Annotated in this window: 15 protein-coding genes and 1 pseudogene; 2 read left to right on the top strand and 14 right to left on the bottom strand. The window is 69.0% G+C overall.

Annotated elements, in window-relative coordinates:
* Nucleotides 1-32 precede the first annotated feature (32 nt).
* The 8 genes from ACFV8T_RS33450 to ACFV8T_RS33415 form a co-directional block, all read right to left on the bottom strand.
* Nucleotides 33-1,070, bottom strand: coding sequence for an ABC transporter ATP-binding protein (locus tag ACFV8T_RS33450; RefSeq protein WP_385334905.1), 1,038 nt, complete (start codon nt 1,068-1,070; stop codon nt 33-35).
* Nucleotides 1,067-2,032: an ABC transporter ATP-binding protein gene (locus tag ACFV8T_RS33445; RefSeq protein WP_385334903.1), complete on the bottom strand. Its 966-nt coding sequence runs from the start codon at nt 2,030-2,032 to the stop codon at nt 1,067-1,069. Before ACFV8T_RS33445 ends, ACFV8T_RS33450 begins: the two co-directional genes overlap by 4 nt.
* Entirely contained in the window at nt 2,029-2,982 is a 954-nt protein-coding gene (locus ACFV8T_RS33440; protein ID WP_385334901.1) for an ABC transporter permease, read from the bottom strand. Before ACFV8T_RS33440 ends, ACFV8T_RS33445 begins: the two co-directional genes overlap by 4 nt.
* Entirely contained in the window at nt 2,979-3,944 is a 966-nt protein-coding gene (locus ACFV8T_RS33435) for an ABC transporter permease (protein ID WP_385334899.1), read from the bottom strand. Before ACFV8T_RS33435 ends, ACFV8T_RS33440 begins: the two co-directional genes overlap by 4 nt.
* A gap of 59 nt (nt 3,945-4,003) precedes the next feature.
* A complete protein-coding gene (locus ACFV8T_RS33430) occupies nt 4,004-5,593 on the bottom strand; it encodes an ABC transporter substrate-binding protein (protein WP_385334955.1) in 1,590 nt (529 codons plus the stop codon).
* Nucleotides 5,594-5,819: 226 nt separating this feature from the next.
* Nucleotides 5,820-7,196, bottom strand: a complete 1,377-nt coding sequence (locus tag ACFV8T_RS33425; RefSeq protein ID WP_385334897.1) for a serine hydrolase domain-containing protein — start codon at nt 7,194-7,196, stop codon at nt 5,820-5,822.
* Between the two features lie 387 nt (nt 7,197-7,583).
* On the bottom strand, nt 7,584-8,186 hold the full coding sequence (locus ACFV8T_RS33420; protein ID WP_385334895.1) for a helix-turn-helix domain-containing protein: 603 nt from the start codon (nt 8,184-8,186) through the stop codon (nt 7,584-7,586).
* Between the two features lie 257 nt (nt 8,187-8,443).
* The gene (locus ACFV8T_RS33415) at nt 8,444-8,881 is read right to left on the bottom strand and encodes a carboxymuconolactone decarboxylase family protein (RefSeq protein ID WP_189281718.1); all 438 of its coding nucleotides are present in this window, start codon (nt 8,879-8,881) and stop codon (nt 8,444-8,446) included.
* 180 nt (nt 8,882-9,061) lie between these two features.
* On the opposite strand from ACFV8T_RS33415, the gene sigJ reads away from it, so the two are divergent.
* The gene (gene sigJ / locus ACFV8T_RS33410; protein ID WP_385334893.1) at nt 9,062-10,003 is read left to right on the top strand and encodes an RNA polymerase sigma factor SigJ; all 942 of its coding nucleotides are present in this window, start codon (nt 9,062-9,064) and stop codon (nt 10,001-10,003) included.
* A 283-nt stretch (nt 10,004-10,286) separates the two neighbouring features.
* Here the strand turns inward: sigJ and ACFV8T_RS33405 are convergent.
* Nucleotides 10,287-11,648, bottom strand: a pseudogene (locus ACFV8T_RS33405) (PLP-dependent aminotransferase family protein); the annotation flags it as partial.
* Between the two features lie 183 nt (nt 11,649-11,831).
* Nucleotides 11,832-12,812, bottom strand: coding sequence for an NAD(P)/FAD-dependent oxidoreductase (locus tag ACFV8T_RS33400; RefSeq protein WP_385334891.1), 981 nt, complete (start codon nt 12,810-12,812; stop codon nt 11,832-11,834).
* Nucleotides 12,813-12,904: 92 nt separating this feature from the next.
* Between ACFV8T_RS33400 and ACFV8T_RS33395 the strand changes: the two genes are divergently transcribed.
* Nucleotides 12,905-13,504, top strand: coding sequence for a helix-turn-helix domain-containing protein (locus ACFV8T_RS33395; RefSeq protein WP_385334889.1), 600 nt, complete (start codon nt 12,905-12,907; stop codon nt 13,502-13,504).
* Nucleotides 13,505-13,701: 197 nt separating this feature from the next.
* Here ACFV8T_RS33395 and ACFV8T_RS33390 read toward each other — a convergent pair whose 3' ends face one another.
* The 4 genes from ACFV8T_RS33390 to ACFV8T_RS33375 form a co-directional block, all read right to left on the bottom strand.
* Entirely contained in the window at nt 13,702-14,082 is a 381-nt protein-coding gene (locus ACFV8T_RS33390) for a hypothetical protein (RefSeq protein WP_385334887.1), read from the bottom strand.
* Between the two features lie 110 nt (nt 14,083-14,192).
* Nucleotides 14,193-15,062, bottom strand: coding sequence for a class I SAM-dependent methyltransferase (locus ACFV8T_RS33385; RefSeq protein WP_385334885.1), 870 nt, complete (start codon nt 15,060-15,062; stop codon nt 14,193-14,195).
* Between the two features lie 494 nt (nt 15,063-15,556).
* Nucleotides 15,557-15,973, bottom strand: a complete 417-nt coding sequence (locus ACFV8T_RS33380; RefSeq protein WP_385334883.1) for a thioredoxin family protein — start codon at nt 15,971-15,973, stop codon at nt 15,557-15,559.
* 103 nt (nt 15,974-16,076) lie between these two features.
* On the bottom strand, nt 16,077-17,060 hold the full coding sequence (locus tag ACFV8T_RS33375) for an NAD(P)/FAD-dependent oxidoreductase (protein WP_385334953.1): 984 nt from the start codon (nt 17,058-17,060) through the stop codon (nt 16,077-16,079).
* Nucleotides 17,061-17,071: the final 11 nt, after the last annotated feature.

Below are 17,071 nucleotides of genomic sequence, written 5' to 3'. Positions count from 1 at the left end.
GGAATCAGCAGGTGTCCTACGGCGTGAGGGCCTCAGGGCTGTCCCGAGGCGAGATGGCAGGCGACCTCGTGGGCCGGGTCTGTCGCGTCCGACGGGAATCGCAGGTGTGGATCGGCCGTCGTGCATTGCGCTTCGGCGACGGGGCAGCGGGTGCGGAACCGGCAGCCGGACGGCACGTTGGCCGGGTCGGGGGCCTCGCCGGTCAGAATCTGTGGCGTCCCGGCCTTGCGGGGGTCCCGGTCGGGAACCACCGAAAGCAGGGCCCGGGTGTAAGGGTGGCGCGGGGCGCGGACCACCGTCTGCGCCGGCCCCTGCTCGACGATGCGGCCCAGGTACATGACCGCGATGCGGTCCGCGAAGTGGGCTGCGGTGGAGAGGTCGTGAGTGATCATCAGGATTCCCATCCCGGGGTCGCGGCGCAGCGCGTCGAGGAGGGCGAGGACCCCGGCACGGACCGAGACGTCGAGCATGGACACCGGTTCGTCGGCGAGCAGCAGATCAGGGCCCAGGACCAGTGCCGCGGCGATCGCCACCCGCTGACGCTGCCCGCCGGACAGCTCGTGCGGGTAGCGGTCGAGGAAGGCCCCCGCCGGCGCGAGGCCCGCCCGTTCCAGGGCCTCGGCGGCAAGCCTGGCCCGGTCGCTCCGAGAACCGCCGATGCCGTGGATGAGCATCGGTTCCACCAGCGTCTGACTGACCCGGAACCGTGGATCCAGTGATTCGTAGGGGTCCTGGTAGATCATCTGCATCCGTCTGCGCAGGGGGCGCAGCCGCCGTTCGGACAGGCCGACGACCTCGGCTCCGTCCAGCTGGATCGATCCGGAGGACGGCGTGACCATGCCGCTGATCGTCTGGACAGTCGTGGTCTTCCCGCAGCCGGACTCGCCGACCAGGGCGACCATCTCGCCGCGGGCCAGGCTGAGGCTGACTCCGTCGACTGCATGCACCCAGCGCCTTGTTTGGCGTGCCAGTACTTGGGTCAGTCCGCGACGCACCGGGTAGCGTGCCGTCAGTCCCTCCACTTCCAGCAGTGATTCCGCCGCTGGTGCCGCCGCGTGCGGTGTGCTCATTTCGCCCCCTGGAGTTCGTTGCGGTGACAAGCGGCACGGTGGTCCGGGCCGGTGATACTCAGCGTTGGGTGCTCGCCGTCGCACCGCTCCATTGGCACGTCGCACCGTGGCCGGAACGGGCAGCCGGCGATGACGGAGTCCAGCCGAGGCGGCCCCCCGGGGATCGTGGTGATCCGCTCCTCCCCGTAGAGGTCGGGTGTGGCGGCGAACAGCAGCCGGGTGTAGGGATGGCGGGCGGCATGGTAGAGATCGGCGACCGGCCCGTCCTCCACGATCTCGCCGCCGTACATGACGGCGGCCCGCTCACAGGTCTGAGCGACCACCGGCAGATCGTGCGTCACCAGAATCAGCGCGAGGCCCAGCTCGTCGGAGAGACGGGTCAGCAGTTCCAGGACCTGCGCCTGGACCATCACGTCCAGCGCGGTGGTCGGCTCGTCGGCGAGCAGGATCTTCGGCTCACAGGCGAGGGCCATCGCGATCGCCGCACGTTGGCGCATGCCACCGGAGAACTCGTGCGGATAGCGTTTCCCGGCCACGGCGGGGATTCCGACCAGCTCCAGTAGTTCACTGGCGCGGCTGCGGGCCTCTGCCCGGTCCGCGACGCCGTGGTAGACCATCGGTTCGGCGATTTGCCAGGCGACGGTCTTCATCGGGTTGAAGGCGTTCATCGCGCCCTGGAACACCATGGCGATGTCCCGCCAGCGGAACGGGCGGACCGATTCCTCGCCGCCGCACAGAATGTCGGTGCCGTCGATACGGACCTCGCCCGCCACCGAGGCGGTCGGCGGCAACAGCCCCATCAGCGCCAGGATCGTCGTGGTCTTGCCGCAACCGGACTCACCCACGAGGCCGAACCGTTGCCCCGCATCCAGGTCGAAGCTCACCCCGTTGACCGCGTGCACCTGGCCGCCGTGCGTCTGGTCGAACCAGACATGCAGGTCCCTGCACTCCAGAAGGCTCATATCGCGTCCTCGCCTCTTCCGATCAGCGGGCGCAGCCGCCAGCGGCGTACTGAGAGATGGGCAACCTTCAACCGGGGGTTGAGGGTGTCTTCGATGGCCTGGCCGAGCAGGAAGCAGCCGACGATCACCGCGGCGATCACGAATCCGTCCGGGACGATCGCCCACCAGGCGCCGGAGCTGATCGCGGTGCGCTGGAACGCGTTGTTCAGGATGGTCCCCCAGGTCGTCACGCCGGGGTCCTCCAGGCCCAGGAACGCCAGTGCTGTCTCCAGGTAGATCGCCACGGCCACGGTCAGCACGGTGTTGGCGACCAGGAGCGGTCCGACCTGCGGCAGGATGTGCCGTCCGATGATGCGGGCGTTGCCGGCGCCCAGTCCGCGCGTGCGTTTGATGTAGACACGCTCGCGGATCGACATGACCTCGGCTCGGATGATCCGGGCCGTGGAGGTCCACTCGAGGATGCCGATCACCATGATCACGTGGAGCAGACTCGCCCCCCACACTTCGGCGATCACCATGGCGAGCACCAGGTCGGGAATGACCAGCAGGTAGTCGGTGATCCGCATCAGCGAGGTATCGACCCAGCCGCCGAAGTAACCGGAGAGGATCCCGAATCCGCCACCGATCACCATGGAGATCAGGGTGGCGGCGAAGCCGACCAACAGCGAGACACGCCCGCCCTGTATGAGTTCCGACAACATGTCGATGCCACCGTCGTCACAACCGAGCCAGTGCTGCGCCGACGGCGGGGCGTAGACCGCGCAGGTCTGTGCTGTCGCGCTGTACGGCGATATGTAGGGCCCGATCACGGACAGAACGACGAAGAACACGATGACGGCAAGGCCCGCGACCGCGGCCTTGTGCTCACGCAACGCGGTGCGAAGGAAACCGCTCCGGTGTGGACCGACGACCTCCGCGCTGGGTGACGCTTTGCCGATCTGCACACTCATCGCTGGATCCTTGGGTCGAGTCGGGCGTAGACCAGGTCGGCGAGGAAGTTCAGCAGGATCACCGAGACGGTCAGGATCAGGAATCCGCCTTGCAGCATGGGGTAGTCCCGCTGGCTGAGTGCGGTGTACATGGCCAGGCCGATACCGGGCCAGCTGAAGAGCACCTCGATCAGCACGGCGCCGCCGACTATGTATCCGAGGTCCAGAGCGATCAGCGTGACCACCGGCAGCATCGCGTTGCGCACCGCATGCCTCCAGACGATGCGCCGGGCCGGCAGGCCCTTGGCCCGCGCGGTCAGGACGTAGTCCTCTCCGAGGATCTCCAGCATCGACGAGCGCACGACCAGCGTGTAGCCGCCGTAGGCGGTCAGCATCAGTGTGACGACCGGCAGGATCGCGTGTGTACCGATGTCACCCAGGTGTTGCCAGAACGGCGCGGGCTCGAAGAGGAACTCGTTCATCATCCCGCCCGACGGGAGGACCCCGGCGAACAGGATCAGGAGCACCAGACCGAGCCACTGGCTGGGCAGCGCGTACGCGAAGATCGCCAGGTTCGTGCTCAGGTGATCGGCTACTGACGCGCGCCGCCAGGCAGAAATGACTCCCGAGAGGACGCCCGCGACGATCGCGGCGACGGTACCGGCCAGCACCATGGGCACCGTGTTCATCAGGTCCGCGATCAGCAACTCGCGCACCGGCTGCCGATGGGCGAACGAAATACCCATGTCCCCGTGGCAGAGGTTGCGCAAATAGATCAGGTACTGCTCCCATTTCGATTTGTCCAGCCCGAACTCCGCGGTCAGCGCGTGCTTGAGCTGAGGGCTGGCGTGCGGCACCCGGGCCATGTTCGTCACCGCGTCACCCGGCAGCACGCGAAAGAGGAAGAAGTTGGTCGTAACCGCTACAAAGATCGTGGTCAGCGCGAACGCCACTCGCTTCAACAGATGTTCCGTGCGGTTCACGAGCCTCCCCCTTCAGCCGGGGAGTGGGCGGGCCGACTCCGCGTTTCGTGGCTCATCGCTCACCCGACCCGGTGGACGGTCTGGAACGGGATCTTCGAGGTTGCCGAGAACGAACCGCCCTCGATCATTGGCAGGTCGGTCCAGGAGGGGGAGTGCGCCTCGATCGAATCCGGATAGTCCAGCACCAGGTACAAATGCTCCCGGGCGGCGGTCTGTTGCATCTGATGGACGATCCGCTGCCGGACCGCCGGGTTCATCGCCGTGGCCTGCTTCGCGTACAGCCCGTCCCAGGACTTGGTGCAGTACCCGGTGTCGTTGAGGCTGTACCGGGACCGGCAGGTCAGATAGGAGAGCATCCCGTCCGGGTCGGTCGTGAGCGAGAAGCCCCACATCGCGGCCTCGAAATTCCGGTACTTCTTGGCGAAGAGAGCCTCGTTGGCAGCCGAGACGTCCATGTGCTTCGGGACGAGCCGGACGCCGATCTTCTTGAAGCCGGCCTGAATGATCTGGAACGAGCGGGCCCCGTACCCGTTAGTGATGCTGGAGGGCATGATCACGGTGTACGACATCGGGTGGCCGTTCGCGATCCGGATCTTGTTGGGCCCCATGCGGTAACCGGCTTCGTCCAGGAAACGGTTCGCCGCGGCCGGGTCGTACGGGGTCGGCTTGATCGTCGGGTCACTCCAGTGCCCGGTCGACGGCGGGATGATCGACGCCCCGGGCCGGCCGAAGCCGAGCAGTGCCGTCCTGACGATCGCGTTCCTGTCGATCGCTCGGTCGAATGCCTCCCTGACCAGCGGGTTGACCAGCTCACGATGGTCGGCCGCCTGCTTCGGGTTCGCGTTGACGATGAGGTCGTCGAATGCCGCTCCGGCAGCTGACGCCACGGTGAGGCCCGCCGCTTTCAGCGTGGCCACCGAAGTCGGCGCCACCGACTGCACCCCGTCGAGCCGACCGCTTTTCAGTGCGGTGATCATCGCGTCGTCGGTGTCGAAGAATTGCAGGCCGAGTCCGTCGATGTGCGGCGCGGGGCCGTAGTACCGCGGGTTGCGCTTCAGCAGTGCGATGCGGCCCTGGGCGTACTTGACCAGGGTGAACGGGCCGCCGGAAACGACCGGTGCCGGATTGGTGAAGGTGAGCAGGCCCTTGCCGTTGCCGACCGCGTATCTCGCCCATATGTGCTCGGGCAGGATTTGTATGCCCGACATCTGGGCGAGGACGTTGGCGACCGGCCGGGAGTACTTCAGCACCAGAGTGTTGGGATCGGGCGCGGTGGCGCTCTCCATATAGGCGACGTAGCCGGCCAGGCTGCCCGTGGGCCCTTCCTGGTGCTTGATGACCGTTTCGAAGGTCCAGGCCGCGTCCGCGGCTGTCAGTGGTTCGCCGTCGGACCATTTCGCGTCGGGCTTGGTGTGGAACGTCCAGGTCTTTCCGTCCGGCGACATCCGCCAGTTGTCGGCGAAGTCCGGCACGGTCTTCAGCGCGGGGTCGACCTGTACCAGGGACGGATAGATGTTCTCGAAGACCGAGTACGACGACGAGTTCACGGCCACGAACGGGTTCATCGAGTCGATCGGCTCGGTGCCGCCGAGCCGGAAGACGTTCCGGGTGGCGGCACTGTCGCAGGCGGCACTGAAGCAGAGAGCCATCACGACGGCGACGGCAACGCCACTTCGCCGCAGGCGGCTCGGTCCACGTGACCGGGCAGGGCAAGGAGCGAAGGTGCGTCTGAGCCTCATGGGGACATCACCTCGGGTACGGGTGGGAGTGGAGATCCTGTGGCCCTGCGGGGAGGGGGAACGCGACCGCTTCGGCGATCGGTGCTCGGCGATCCGGTGACACTCGTCGCGCCGCAGGGGTCGTCCGGTTCCGTCCTCAGGGGGTGAACGACCGGTAGAGAGCGCACCCGGAGTGTGTGGCGCGGGTCGCGGTGCCGCCGATCACGGTGTCGAACCGCAGACGCTCTGGTGACCGTTCGTCCGCGCCGATCCGGAAGCTGCCGTCCGGCAGTTGGGTGAGCACCTGCTCGTCACCGTCGCCCAGCCAGGCCCACAGCCTGCCGTCGCGCGCGATGACGCGCAGGCCGGGCAGCCAGGGGTTGTGACAGCGGTAGTGGCCGACGAACGGCGCCCACGCCGGAGGCGGGGGGTCGGCGCGGGGAGGCTCCTCGTCGTGCGGCAGAACGGTGAACTCGGGGACCGGCGCTCCGGCAGCTTCGGCGCGTGCGGTGGCGAGAGCGTGCAGGGCTGCTTCCTGCCAGGGCCCGGGTCCGTTGGCAAGGACGACGGCTCCGATCCCCGAGTCGAGGTCGCAGGCGACTGCTGAGTAGTAGCCGATCATGCCGCCGGAATGCCAGACATGATGGCGCCCGTCGATCTCGCCCGTCCTGATGCCCAGGCCGTAGGAGGAGCCGGAGTGGTCGTCGTCGATGGCGATTGCGGGGAGGAACATCTCATCTCGGCCCTGGTCCGACAGCAGGCGGCCGGTGCCCGTCCCGAGCAGCAGTCTCAGCCAAGCCGTCATGTCCAGCGCGGTGGCGGCGATGCTGCCGTCCGCGGTGGCGGTTTCGAGCCAGGTCGCGGGTATCAGACCGTCGGTTGCGGTCAGGGCACTGCCGCCGGAGCGCGGTTCGTACCCCACCGCCAGCCGGGGCCGCACCCCGTCGGTGATCGCGGGCACCGCAGACGTCATGCCCAGCGGAGCCAGCAGGAGCTCTCGCAGAATCTGGTGGTAGGGCCGCTCGTGGACGGCTTCCAGGACAAGGCCCAGCGCCTTGTAGCCGACGTTGGAGTAGTGAAACCAGGTCCCCGGTGGAGACGTCGCCTCAGTTTCGCGCAGCGACCAGACCTCGAACGCCGCTTCCCCCGAGAAGTCCGAGCCCTCGATGATCCCCGCGGTGTGCGTCATCAGGTGCCGTACGGTGACGGGTGCGAAGCGCGAGCGCACCCGGAACCACGGCAGGTACCGGGCCACCGGCTGATCGAGGTCGATCAGCCCCGCGTCCTGGGCTTGCAGCAGCAGCGCACAGGTGAATCCTTTCGAGACCGAGCCGATCTCGAAGAGCGTGTCGGCGGTGACCGGCCGCCCGGCGGCGACGTCGGCGAGCCCGTGCACGCTCGACGACATGACGCCGGTGCGGTTGGTCACGGCCATCGACAGCCCGGCGGCAAACGGCGCTTCGCGCAATGCACGCTCGGCGCTCTCGACGGCCTTGAGGGGCGATGGTGCCGGTGGATGGGACATGGAGTTCATCGCGAGATCACCCTGTTCAGCGAGTACGGATCGGGTCGGATGGCCTTGCAGCTGTGTGTTGCCGTGTATGCGGCGCTGATGTCCGGAAACAGCACCGGCCGTGGGGCGCGGCAGGTGCAGTCGCTGCCACGGGGAAAGTCTGGACCGGTGGGTAAGCGTCTTCGTTGGACGCGATTTCAGAAGTTCCTTCGAAGCCTTGTGGAATCGGCCAAACGGCGCGCTGTCCGTGTCGGATGGAGGTGCTCGCCGACGGCGGTTCAGGCGGCAGGTAGCCGGATCCCCCAGCGGCCCGGCCCGGCCCGGCAATTTTCGGGGCCGGACGCAGTTGGCCAAGCAGGCCCCCGTTAGGTCTGGACGCGCCTCCGAGGATCCTGTTGCACGGCAGGTTCAGCCGAGCACGTCGTACCTGATGGCCTCCCATGCGGTGAACAGCCTCATCGCCTTCTCAGCTGCGGCACGTGTGGGGCCTGTCCGGCGGATGTTGTCCACAGGCGCCTTGAGTTGTGGGGTCAGTGACCGTTCCTGAGGACTCCGCGCCTTGGGCCGCTGCCCACCGGGCGCGGTGTGCGCGGACCCGTACGCGGCTGGCGCACGACAGCACTCGCGAGCGCGGCAGCCGGCCACTCGGCCTACGTGCCGGGCCCAACCACAGTCGACGGCCCGCCGCGACAGCTCATGCCCCGGTGTGACGCCCTGCGATGTCGGCGGCGATGCCGTCCAGGACGTCGGCAAGGCCCGAGGCAAAGAAGGCGTCGAGGTCCCAGGGGTCACCGTCCGGCCCGACCCCGGCCCAGCGGAACGCAGGGCCTGCGGACCACCCTCCCGCCGAGCCCGGTGCCGGCGTTCCACCGAACGCTCGCTCACCCGCAGCTCTTTCGCGATCACTGCGGTCTTCTCACCCGCCGCGAACCGCCTGCCGGCCTCCAACCGCACCTGTTCACGAAACGCCCGCCGCTCAGCAGTCAGGCCCCCACCCTCCGCATACCGCATCTCTCCGGCATACCGCAGGGATCACCAATAGCCACCACCCGACGACGATGCGAGAACCTCAGTATCCGCAGGCCATATACGGGAAGGGCGTCCGAAGCCGCCGTCTGTCGCCTCGGACGCTCCTCACTCCGAGCCAGGGACCTACCGCCGCAGGCCCAGGCCGCAGCGTGTCAGCCTCGGACTTCGCCGGGATCGATCACGGCCGATCAGGAGCCTTCTGGGACGAGCGGGGCGTTGCCCGCGGCATCGCACCGGCTTCAGGGGGTGACCGGATAGTGGCTGCTGATGGCGACCCGATTCCAGGCGTTCATGACGATTGCGAGCCAGCTGACTGCGGAGACCTGCTCGTCGGTGAGGGAACCGTCGTCCCAAGTGCGCCGCTCCGGGACGGTCAGTTCGGTGACCTGCTCGGCCAGCGCGAGGGCCGCGCGTTCCTGGGCGGTGAAGTACTGCGACTCCCACCAGGCAGCCAGGACAGCGAGGCGGTCGGTGCTCTCGCCCTTGGCGAGGGCGTCGCGGGTGTGCATGCGCAAGCAGAAGGCGCAGCCGTTGAGCTGCGAGACCCGGACTCTCACCAGCTCGGCAAGCAGTGGATCGAGCCCCGCCTCCCGCGCGGCGGTGTCGGCCTGAGCGTCGAGCGCCCCCAGGTTCTTGTAGGTGGCAGGGTGCTGCTTGCCGAGGTTCACAGTGCTCATGGTCTTCCTTTGCTGAGGTGCGTTCGTTCAAGCGGCGGTGGGCCCGGTCGTCATCCGGCCGGTGGGACCGCCACCAGGTCTGACGAGACAGCCGGGCAGAATGTGAGGTGTCGGGATCGCGTGGGCGCCCGGAATCCTTTTCTCGGAGAATCGGCGGGCCGTGCTCAATTGGAGGCGTGAATGGGAACAGAGCCGACCGGTCCGCGCGGTGACGAGGCGCACACCGAGCGGCGCCGTCTCGTGGGGCTGGCCTACCGCATGCTCGGCACGGTCGGCGAGGCCGAGGATGCGGTGCAGGAGTCGTATCTGCGCTGGTATCGCCTCAGTGACGTGGAGCGGGCCGCCGTCACCAACCCCGCGGGGTGGCTGACCCGCGTAACCAGTCGTGTCTGCCTCGATGTCCTGGGCAGTGCGCGCGTGCGCCGTGAGCAGTACGTCGGCCCCTGGCTGCCCGAACCCGTGCCGGAGGGAACCTTCCCCGGCATCGCGGGCTCGACTCTGGGACAGCACGCCCCCGGGGACCCGCTCGATCGGGTGGTGGTGGACGAGTCGGTCAGTACGGCGCTGCTGGTCGTCCTGGAATCGATGACCCCCGCCGAACGGGTGGCGCTCGTCCTCCACGACGTCTTCGCGATGCCGTACGCCGAGATCGCCGAGGTCGTGGGACGCTCCACCGATGCGACCCGGCAACTGGCGAGCTCGGCTCGTAGGCGGGTACGCGCACAGCGCAGGCGCCCCGTCGACCAGGCCGCCCACACGCGGGTCGTCACCGCTTTCACGGCGGCGTGCCGAATGGGAAACCTTGAAGCACTGGTGGCGTCGCTCGATCCCACCGTGACGCTGCGCTCCGACGGCGGTGGCGTGGTGCGGGCCGCGCTCAACCCCATCACCGGCGCCTCGAAGGTGGCGCGCTTCCTGCTGGGTGTGCTGGCCAAGCAGCCCGACGTACGCCCCGTCCCCCGGCTGACCGAGTACGGTCCCGGAATCGCCTTGGTGCGGGACGGAGCGGTCACAGGGATGGTCAACCTGCTGGTGGACGGCGACCGGATCACACGCGTGTGGATCCAGTGGAATCCCGCGAAACTGACACGCTGGCCAGGCCTGCGCACCTCCCATCCCTGAAGCTGCCACGGTCCGGGGCCCACCCGGTTCGGCGGCTCTGGGGGCGGGTTCCCGCCGGCCGGGAGACCGGGAGAGCAGGGAGTCCGTGCGCCCTGCGGCCGGCTATCCGCCGTCCGTGACCCGGATGATGGTCTTGCCGGGGGCCGGCCGGAGGTGAACGCGGCGGGTGCTTCGGACAGCGGCCTCATCTCGCCGACGACCGGTTTGAGTCGTCCGTCCCTGAGTCGCTGGGGCAGGTCGGCGAGCCGGGCGCGGTCGGGCTTGACGACGAAAAAGACGATTGCGGGAGCGCCCGGCAGAGTGCGTCCAGCGCGCCCGCCCAGGCGCTGTCGGTCGGCGTCCCGTAGCCGATGACCAGGGCGTCACGGCCCGGTGCCGCGTCCGGGTGACGGAATCGCGAGAACCCCTCCAGCGCCAGTCCCTGCCACGCCGCCGCGCGCAGCGCCGACGCTTCGCCTCCCTCAGGGAGTTCGAGCACGGCGTGCAGGCCGGCGGCTATGCCGATGACCCGGACCTTGGGGGCCCGTTCCGCGAGGTCCGCGACAAGTTGGTCGCGTCGGCGCCGGTAGCGCAGCCGCATCGAGCGCACATGGCGGTCGTACGCACCCGACTTTATGAACTCCGCAAGCGTCAGCTGCTCCAGTGCACTCGCCGAGCAGTCGCTGATGCCCTTCGTCTCGACCACCTCCGTCACCAGGTTCTCCGGCAGTACCATCCACCCCAGCCGCAGCCCGGGTGCCAGGGACTTGCTCGTCGTGCCCAGGTGTACGACGTGTTCCGGGTCGAGCCCTTGCAGGGCGCCGACCGGTTGCCTGTCGTAACGGAAGTCGCCGTCGTAGTCGTCCTCCAGGATCAGCCCGCCCGTGCGACGCGCCCAGTCGACCGCCGCGGCCCGCCGGTCGGGGTGGAGCGGTACACCCGTCGGGAACTGGTGGGCCGGTGTCAGCAGCACGGCCCCGGTCCCAGGCATCCCGCCCAAGTCATCGGTCCTGGCCCCGGATTCGTCCATCGGGAGGTGCGGGATGCGCAGACCCGCTTCCGTGAGCAGCCGCCAGTGCACGTCCAGTCCGTACGACTCGACGGCCACCTCGCGCACCCGCCGCTTGAGCAACACCGCCCCCATCAGTTTCAGCGCGTGCACGAAGCCCGCGGATATCACGATCCGTTCCGGGTCCGCGTACACGCCGCGGGCGCGGGCCAGATAGCCGGCGAGCTCGGTGCGCAGTTCCACGCGCCCGCGCGGATCCCCGTAGCCGAAGGCGTCGTTGGGGGCGGCGGTCAGGGCGCGCCGGGACGCCTTGAGCCACTCGGCGCGCGGGAAGGTGGAGAGGTCCGGCGAGCCGGGCATCAGGTCATGCGCGGGTCGCGGGCGCACCGTAGGGAGCGGCGCCCGGCCCGCCGCCCCGCCCGTCGCCCGGGGCGACTCGGCCCGGGGCGACTCGGCCCGCGGTGGCTCGGCCCGCTGCGCCACCCGGGTGCCCGATCCCTGCCGGGCGGTGAGCCAGCCCTCGGCCACCAGCTCCGCATACGCGTCGGCGACGGTGTTCCGGGCGATGCCGAGATCGGCAGCGAGGCTCCGGGAGGACGGCAGCCGGGTGCCGGGGGGCACCCTCCCCGTGCGCACGGCCTCACGCAAGGCATCCATGAGCCCGGCCCGCAATCCCGCCGTCCTCTTCGTCTCCAGGACGGGTCGCTCCGCTTGGAGGACGCGTGCGGTGAACGTCTGCTCGGTGACACTGTCCACCGGACGTGGGGCATGTGCGGTCATGCGCGAGCTTCCTGTCTCGTACGGGTAGGGGTGTGAGGTCTGGCGTTGCCGTGCTGTGGGCTACCGGACGGCGGCAGCTGCGTGGCGGTGCTGTTCGACGGCGCGGTCGACGTCCTCGTCCAGGAGGTCGGTGTTGATGGCGAAGGCGGCGGTGGATCCCATGCCGGCTGCGGCCACGACCTGCGCGCGTGGGTCGATGACGTTGCCGGCGGCCCAGACGCCCGTGACGCTCGTACGGCCGGTGCGGTCGGTGACGACCCAGCCGACGCCGTCCTTGTCGCATCCCAGCCGGGTCAGCAGTTCGTCGTGCGGGACGAAACGCGGGAAGAGAAAGGCGGCAGTGCGGGGCACGACGCGGCCGTCGGCGAGTTCGATTCCGCGCAGCCGATCGTCGTCGACGACGAGGTGCTTGATCTCTCCGTCGATCAGGTGAAGACCGCGTGCCTCCAGTTGTTCCCGGTCCTGCGCGGTCAGGTCCAGGGTGTGCGGGAGGAAGACGATGTCGTCGCTCCACTGGCGCAGGAGCAGAGCCTGGTGGACCGCTCCCGGGTGCGTGCCGAGGACCGCGAGGGGCTGGTCGCGGACTTCGTAGGCGTGGCAGTACGGGCAGTGCAGCAGGTCCCTCCCCCACCGTTCGCGGACGCCGGGAATGTCGGGCAACTCGTCACGCAGCCCGGTCGCGATCAGGACGCGGCGAGCCTTGAGCACCACCCCGCCCGCCATGCGGACGTAGTAGCCGTGGTCGATCTGTTCCACCCGGCCCCGGAGGACCGGGATGCCGTAGCGGGCGATCTCGGCCCGTCCGAGGTCGAGCAGGGTCGCGGGAGGCAGGCCGTCGCGGGACAGGAAGCCGTGCATGTGCGAGGCCGGCGCGTTGCGCGGCTCGCCGGCATCGATCACCACCACCTTGCGGCGAGCGCGGCCCAGGAGCAGGGCGGCGTTGAGTCCGGCCGCTCCGGCGCCGACCACCACCACGTCGTGGACCTCGTCGACGCCGCCGTGCCACACCCTGCTGTTCTTGTCGTTCGTCGTATTGATCATGGGAACAACCTCCTGTCGCGATCGTGCGCGCCAGGCCATCGGACGACAACATCTGTTGCTATTTCTGGGACGCGGGGGGTGGAATGGGGAGTATGGACGAGCAATCACCGATCGCCGCCACGCTGGCCCAGGTCGGCACCCGCCTCAGGCGCATCCGCACCCAGCGCGGCGTGACCCTGTCGGCGCTGGCCGAGGCCACCGGCATCTCCAAGAGCACACTGTCAAGGCTGGAGTCGGGGCAGCGCCGCCCGAGCCTGGAGTTGCTGCTGCCCATCGCACAGGCCCACCAGGTACCCCTGGATGAACTCGTCGCGGCGCCGGAAGTCGGCGACCCGCGGATCCGCTGCAAGCCCCGCGTCCACCGCGGTCGTACGGTGATTCCGCTGTCGACTCAGCCGGGGCGCCTGCAAGCCTGGAAGTCGATCATCCCCGCGGAACACAACCGGCCTGACCCCGTCACGCACGAGGGGTACGAGTGGCTGTATGTACTGTCCGGACGCCTGCGGCTCATCCTGGCCGACCACGACCTGATCATGGAACCGGGCGAGGCAGCCGAGTTCGACACCCGCCTGCCGCACTGGTTCGGCCCCGCGGGCGAATCCCCGGTGGAGATCCTCAACCTGTTCGGCCCCCAGGGAGAACGCATGCACGTCCGGGCCAAACCCCACTCCCGGGCGGAGCCGCCGGCCTGACCGGAGACATCCCTTGCCAAGGACACCCTTCGGGAGGCACCGCAAGGTGCTCCAGTGACGCACGCGGACGTCCTTCGGTACGGGGGCAGTCGAAGACTCCCCAGTACCGCTGCCCAGGAGCACCACCACTGGCTGCCTGTGCCAAGCGCCCCGGCAAAGGTCCTTCGGTGCCGAGGCGGGGTGAGTGGTCGGCGGTTTCAGGGACGGGCGGTAGTGCAGGCGTCGGCGATCTCGCATGGCCGGGTTCTGTCGAAGGAGGACCCGTGCCCGGGGCGGACGACGGTGACGGGTAGGTCGCGCAGCCGGGCGATGGTGGCGACGTAGTCTTTCTGATCGCCCCCGTGGATGTCGTCGAGCAGCAGGTCGTCGTAGACGATGTCGCCTGAGAAGAGCCCCGAGGGGGCGTACAGCGCGACGCTGCCGAGGGTGCGACCGAGCAGGTGCAGAAGTGAGCTGCCTGTTGCCAAGGCCGATGGCCGTCGGTCAAGGTACTGGCTGACGCCGACCGGATGCAGCCGGTAGGGGGTCGGGGCGTAGCGCTCGTGCGGGACGGCGGAGATCAGTTCCCGGCAGGTCACCCGGACACCGCCCCCGACCGGCCCCTCGTCCCATTTCCTCTGGGCACAGAGCAGTTTGGCCTCGCGCCGGAGCGGACGAGGCCAAACCCTGAAACGTTTTCCGTGATCTTCTAGGCAGTGCAGGCGCGGGCGGTGTGGACGGTGGTGGCGGTGAGGTAGAAGGCGTCGGGGCGCCAGAGGATGCTGGTAGGGGCGTCGGCGTGCAGGAGGGCCTCCACGGTCGCGCGGTCCTCGTCGTTCAGGTGCTCGCCGAACTGGTCGCGCTGCCGGGCGAGACGGGTGTGCAGGTACTCGCGAGCCGGGAGTCCGAGCGGCGCCGGCGAGTCGGTGAGAAAGGTGCGCGTGCCGGTGGGAACGAGACCGGCCCGAGCCAGCATGGCGGGCCAGTCCTCAACCTCATCCACGCCCGGGAGTTCGGTGCGCATGGCGGTGAAGCCGTCCTCGTTGCCGGCGTCCAGGCGGGCCTGGAGTCCTGGGCGGCCCAGGCCGATGTCACGGGGAAGGAAGCGCACGGGCAGGCCGCGTTCGGCCACGGCGAGCAGCCCGCCGGGGCGCAGGGAGGCGGCGAGGGCGGTCAACGCTGCCTGCTGGTCGCCGAGGTGGTGGATGGCGTTGGCGGACCAGATCAGATCGGCCGTGCCGAGCCTGCCGAACTCGTCAGGGAGGTCGGCCTGTTGGGTGGCGATTCGGCCGGACGAACGTGTACGGGCCCGCTCCAGCAAGGCAGGCGACTGGTCGACGGCGACCACCTCTGCGCCCGGGAAGGCGTCGGCGAGCAGGCCGGCGACCACGCCCGGCCCACTGCCGACATCGAGTACACGCCCCACGCTGACGCCACCCAGCAGATCGCGCAGCCAGGTTGTGGCCTGGGTGAGCGCGGGCGTATGCAGTTCGGCCTCGCGTTCCAGATGGGAGCAGAGGGCGCCCCAGTCGATGTCGTGGACGTGCTCATGGGTGTGGCGGTGAGCGTGGTGATGCATGAGGTGCTCCGATCCGGAGAAGGATGGTTTGTCCGAGCAGCGGGAGCAAGGCGCAGCAAACCGGCGGCCGACTGTCAGCCCAGGTGAGCGAGGTCTGGCACACCCGTCTGCGGCGTTGTCGTCGGTTGCCGACGACAACGCCTACGTCATGGCCTGCCGGGCAGGGACTGGCCCAGGTAGGGGGTGAGGGTTTCGAGTGTGGGCTTGGGAGCGGCAGCAGGCCTGGATGCGCCAGGCCGATGTCCAGTACCCGGTGGAATCATGTGTGTTCGCCGACGCTGATCCGCAACAGATCCCGCAACCAGTCCATGGTCCGATTGAGGGTGGGTGCGCTCGGTTCGGCCTCGCGGTTCCAGATGCGTCCCAGGGCGCCCCATGCGACGTCCTGATCGTGATACGAGTCCGTGATTCCTCGATTTCAGAAGTGCGGACCGCAGGCACCACGCACTCTGCCCAGCCCCCGCCGCGCCGGCATGCGTGATGCCCGCCGGAGCTCAGCGAAGGAAGGGGCCGAGGCTTCGTTCCAGGAAGGGTTTGGGGACGGCGCCCGTCCATGCCTTCGCGGGGACGCCGTCGGCGTAGACCACGAAAGCGGGGATCGAGGACACTCCGTGCTGGTCCGCCAGTCCGGGCTCCTCATCGACGTTGATCTTGACGACGTCCAGGACACCCGCACGCTCGGCGGCCACCTCCTCAACGATGGGAGTGATCTTGATGCACGGCCCGCACCAAGGGGCCCAGAACTGGATCAGGACGGGTCGCTTTGCTTGCAGTACGCGGACGGGAAACGTCTGCTCGGTGACACTGTCCACCGGACCACTGCGCTTTGCTGCCATGGTGAAACTCTCCTTGTCGATGTGTTCGTGAACGAGTACCGCGACGCCGAGGGACGGTTCGGTCGCGGAGATCAACGCACGGCACCTGGACCGGGCCTGCTCGGCCGCCCGGTCGCCCTGGTCCCTCGCGGAGTAATACGGGCTGCCACGACTACATCGCCCGTGGCCTGCCGAGCGGTCATGTCAGGGCAGCCGTGGCGCGGTGTGCGCGGTGTCGTGCGACGGCGAGCTCCACGTCCTCGTGGAGCAGGTCGGCGTTGATGGCGAACGCAGCGGTGGAGCCCATGCCTGCTGCGGCGATGACCTGGGCGCGTGGGTCGACGACGTTCCCGGCGGCCCACACTCCCGGCACGCTGGTACGGCCGGTCCGGTCCGTCACGACCCAGCCCTGGTCGTCCTCGGCGCAGCCGAGCAGAGTCAAGAGGTCGTCGCGCGGGGCCGGTCGAGGGAAGAGGAAGGCAGCTGTCCGCGGGATCACCCGGCCGTCGGTGAGCTCGACGCCGCGCAGGCGGTCGTCATCGACGACGAGCCGCACGGCCCTGCCTTCCACGATGTTCACACCGAACGCATCCAGCTGTTCCCGCTCCTGCGGGGAGAGTTCGAGCGTGTGCGTGAGGAGGACGACGTCCTCGCTCCACTGACGCAGAAGCAGCGCCTGGTGCACGGCCCCCGGGTGCGTCCCGAGAACGGCAAGGGGCTGGTCACGGACCTCGTAGGCGTGGCAATACGGGCAGTGCAGCAGATCCTTGCCCCAACGTTCCCGGACGCCGGGAAGGTCGGGCAGTTCATCGCGCAGCCCGGTGGCGACCAGGAGACGGCGGGTCCTGAGCACCGGGCCGCCCTCCAGGCGCACCTCGTAGCCGGGCTCAACGTGCTCCACCCGGCCCCGGACGATATCGACTCCGTAGCGGTCGATCTCCGCCCGCCCCAGGTCGAGCAGGGTTGCCGGGGGCAAGCCGTCACGGGACAGGAAGCCGTGCATGTGCGCGGCGGGGGCATTGCGGGGCTCGCCCGCATCGATCACCACCACCCTGCGACGGGCACGCCCCAGCAGAAGCGCGGCATTCAGACCTGCTGCTCCGGCACCGATCACCGCCACATCGTGAACCTCGTCGCCACGCAGAGCCGCGCCGCCGTCGCGTGTATTCACCGTCGTCTTGATCACCACGATCA

Origin of the sequence: Streptomyces sp. NPDC059832, from assembly GCF_042731715.1 — a bacterium.
Lineage (GTDB): Bacteria > Actinomycetota > Actinomycetes > Streptomycetales > Streptomycetaceae > Streptomyces.
This window is presented reverse-complemented; position numbering and strand designations above follow the sequence as displayed.

Coding starts and splice junctions, on each gene's coding strand:
- ACFV8T_RS33445 (WP_385334903.1), bottom strand. CDS start 2,032: ATGAGCCTTCTGGAGTGCAGGGACCTGCATGTCTGGTTCGACCAGACG.
- ACFV8T_RS33385 (WP_385334885.1), bottom strand. CDS start 15,062: ATGCATCACCACGCTCACCGCCACACCCATGAGCACGTCCACGACATC.
- ACFV8T_RS33450 (WP_385334905.1), bottom strand. CDS start 1,070: ATGAGCACACCGCACGCGGCGGCACCAGCGGCGGAATCACTGCTGGAA.
- ACFV8T_RS33430 (WP_385334955.1), bottom strand. CDS start 5,593: ATGGCTCTCTGCTTCAGTGCCGCCTGCGACAGTGCCGCCACCCGGAAC.
- ACFV8T_RS33400 (WP_385334891.1), bottom strand. CDS start 12,812: ATGATCAATACGACGAACGACAAGAACAGCAGGGTGTGGCACGGCGGC.
- ACFV8T_RS33440 (WP_385334901.1), bottom strand. CDS start 2,982: ATGAGTGTGCAGATCGGCAAAGCGTCACCCAGCGCGGAGGTCGTCGGT.
- ACFV8T_RS33425 (WP_385334897.1), bottom strand. CDS start 7,196: ATGAACTCCATGTCCCATCCACCGGCACCATCGCCCCTCAAGGCCGTC.
- ACFV8T_RS33415 (WP_189281718.1), bottom strand. CDS start 8,881: ATGAGCACTGTGAACCTCGGCAAGCAGCACCCTGCCACCTACAAGAAC.
- ACFV8T_RS33420 (WP_385334895.1), bottom strand. CDS start 8,186: ATGCGGTATGCGGAGGGTGGGGGCCTGACTGCTGAGCGGCGGGCGTTT.
- ACFV8T_RS33395 (WP_385334889.1), top strand. CDS start 12,905: ATGGACGAGCAATCACCGATCGCCGCCACGCTGGCCCAGGTCGGCACC.
- sigJ (WP_385334893.1), top strand. CDS start 9,062: ATGGGAACAGAGCCGACCGGTCCGCGCGGTGACGAGGCGCACACCGAG.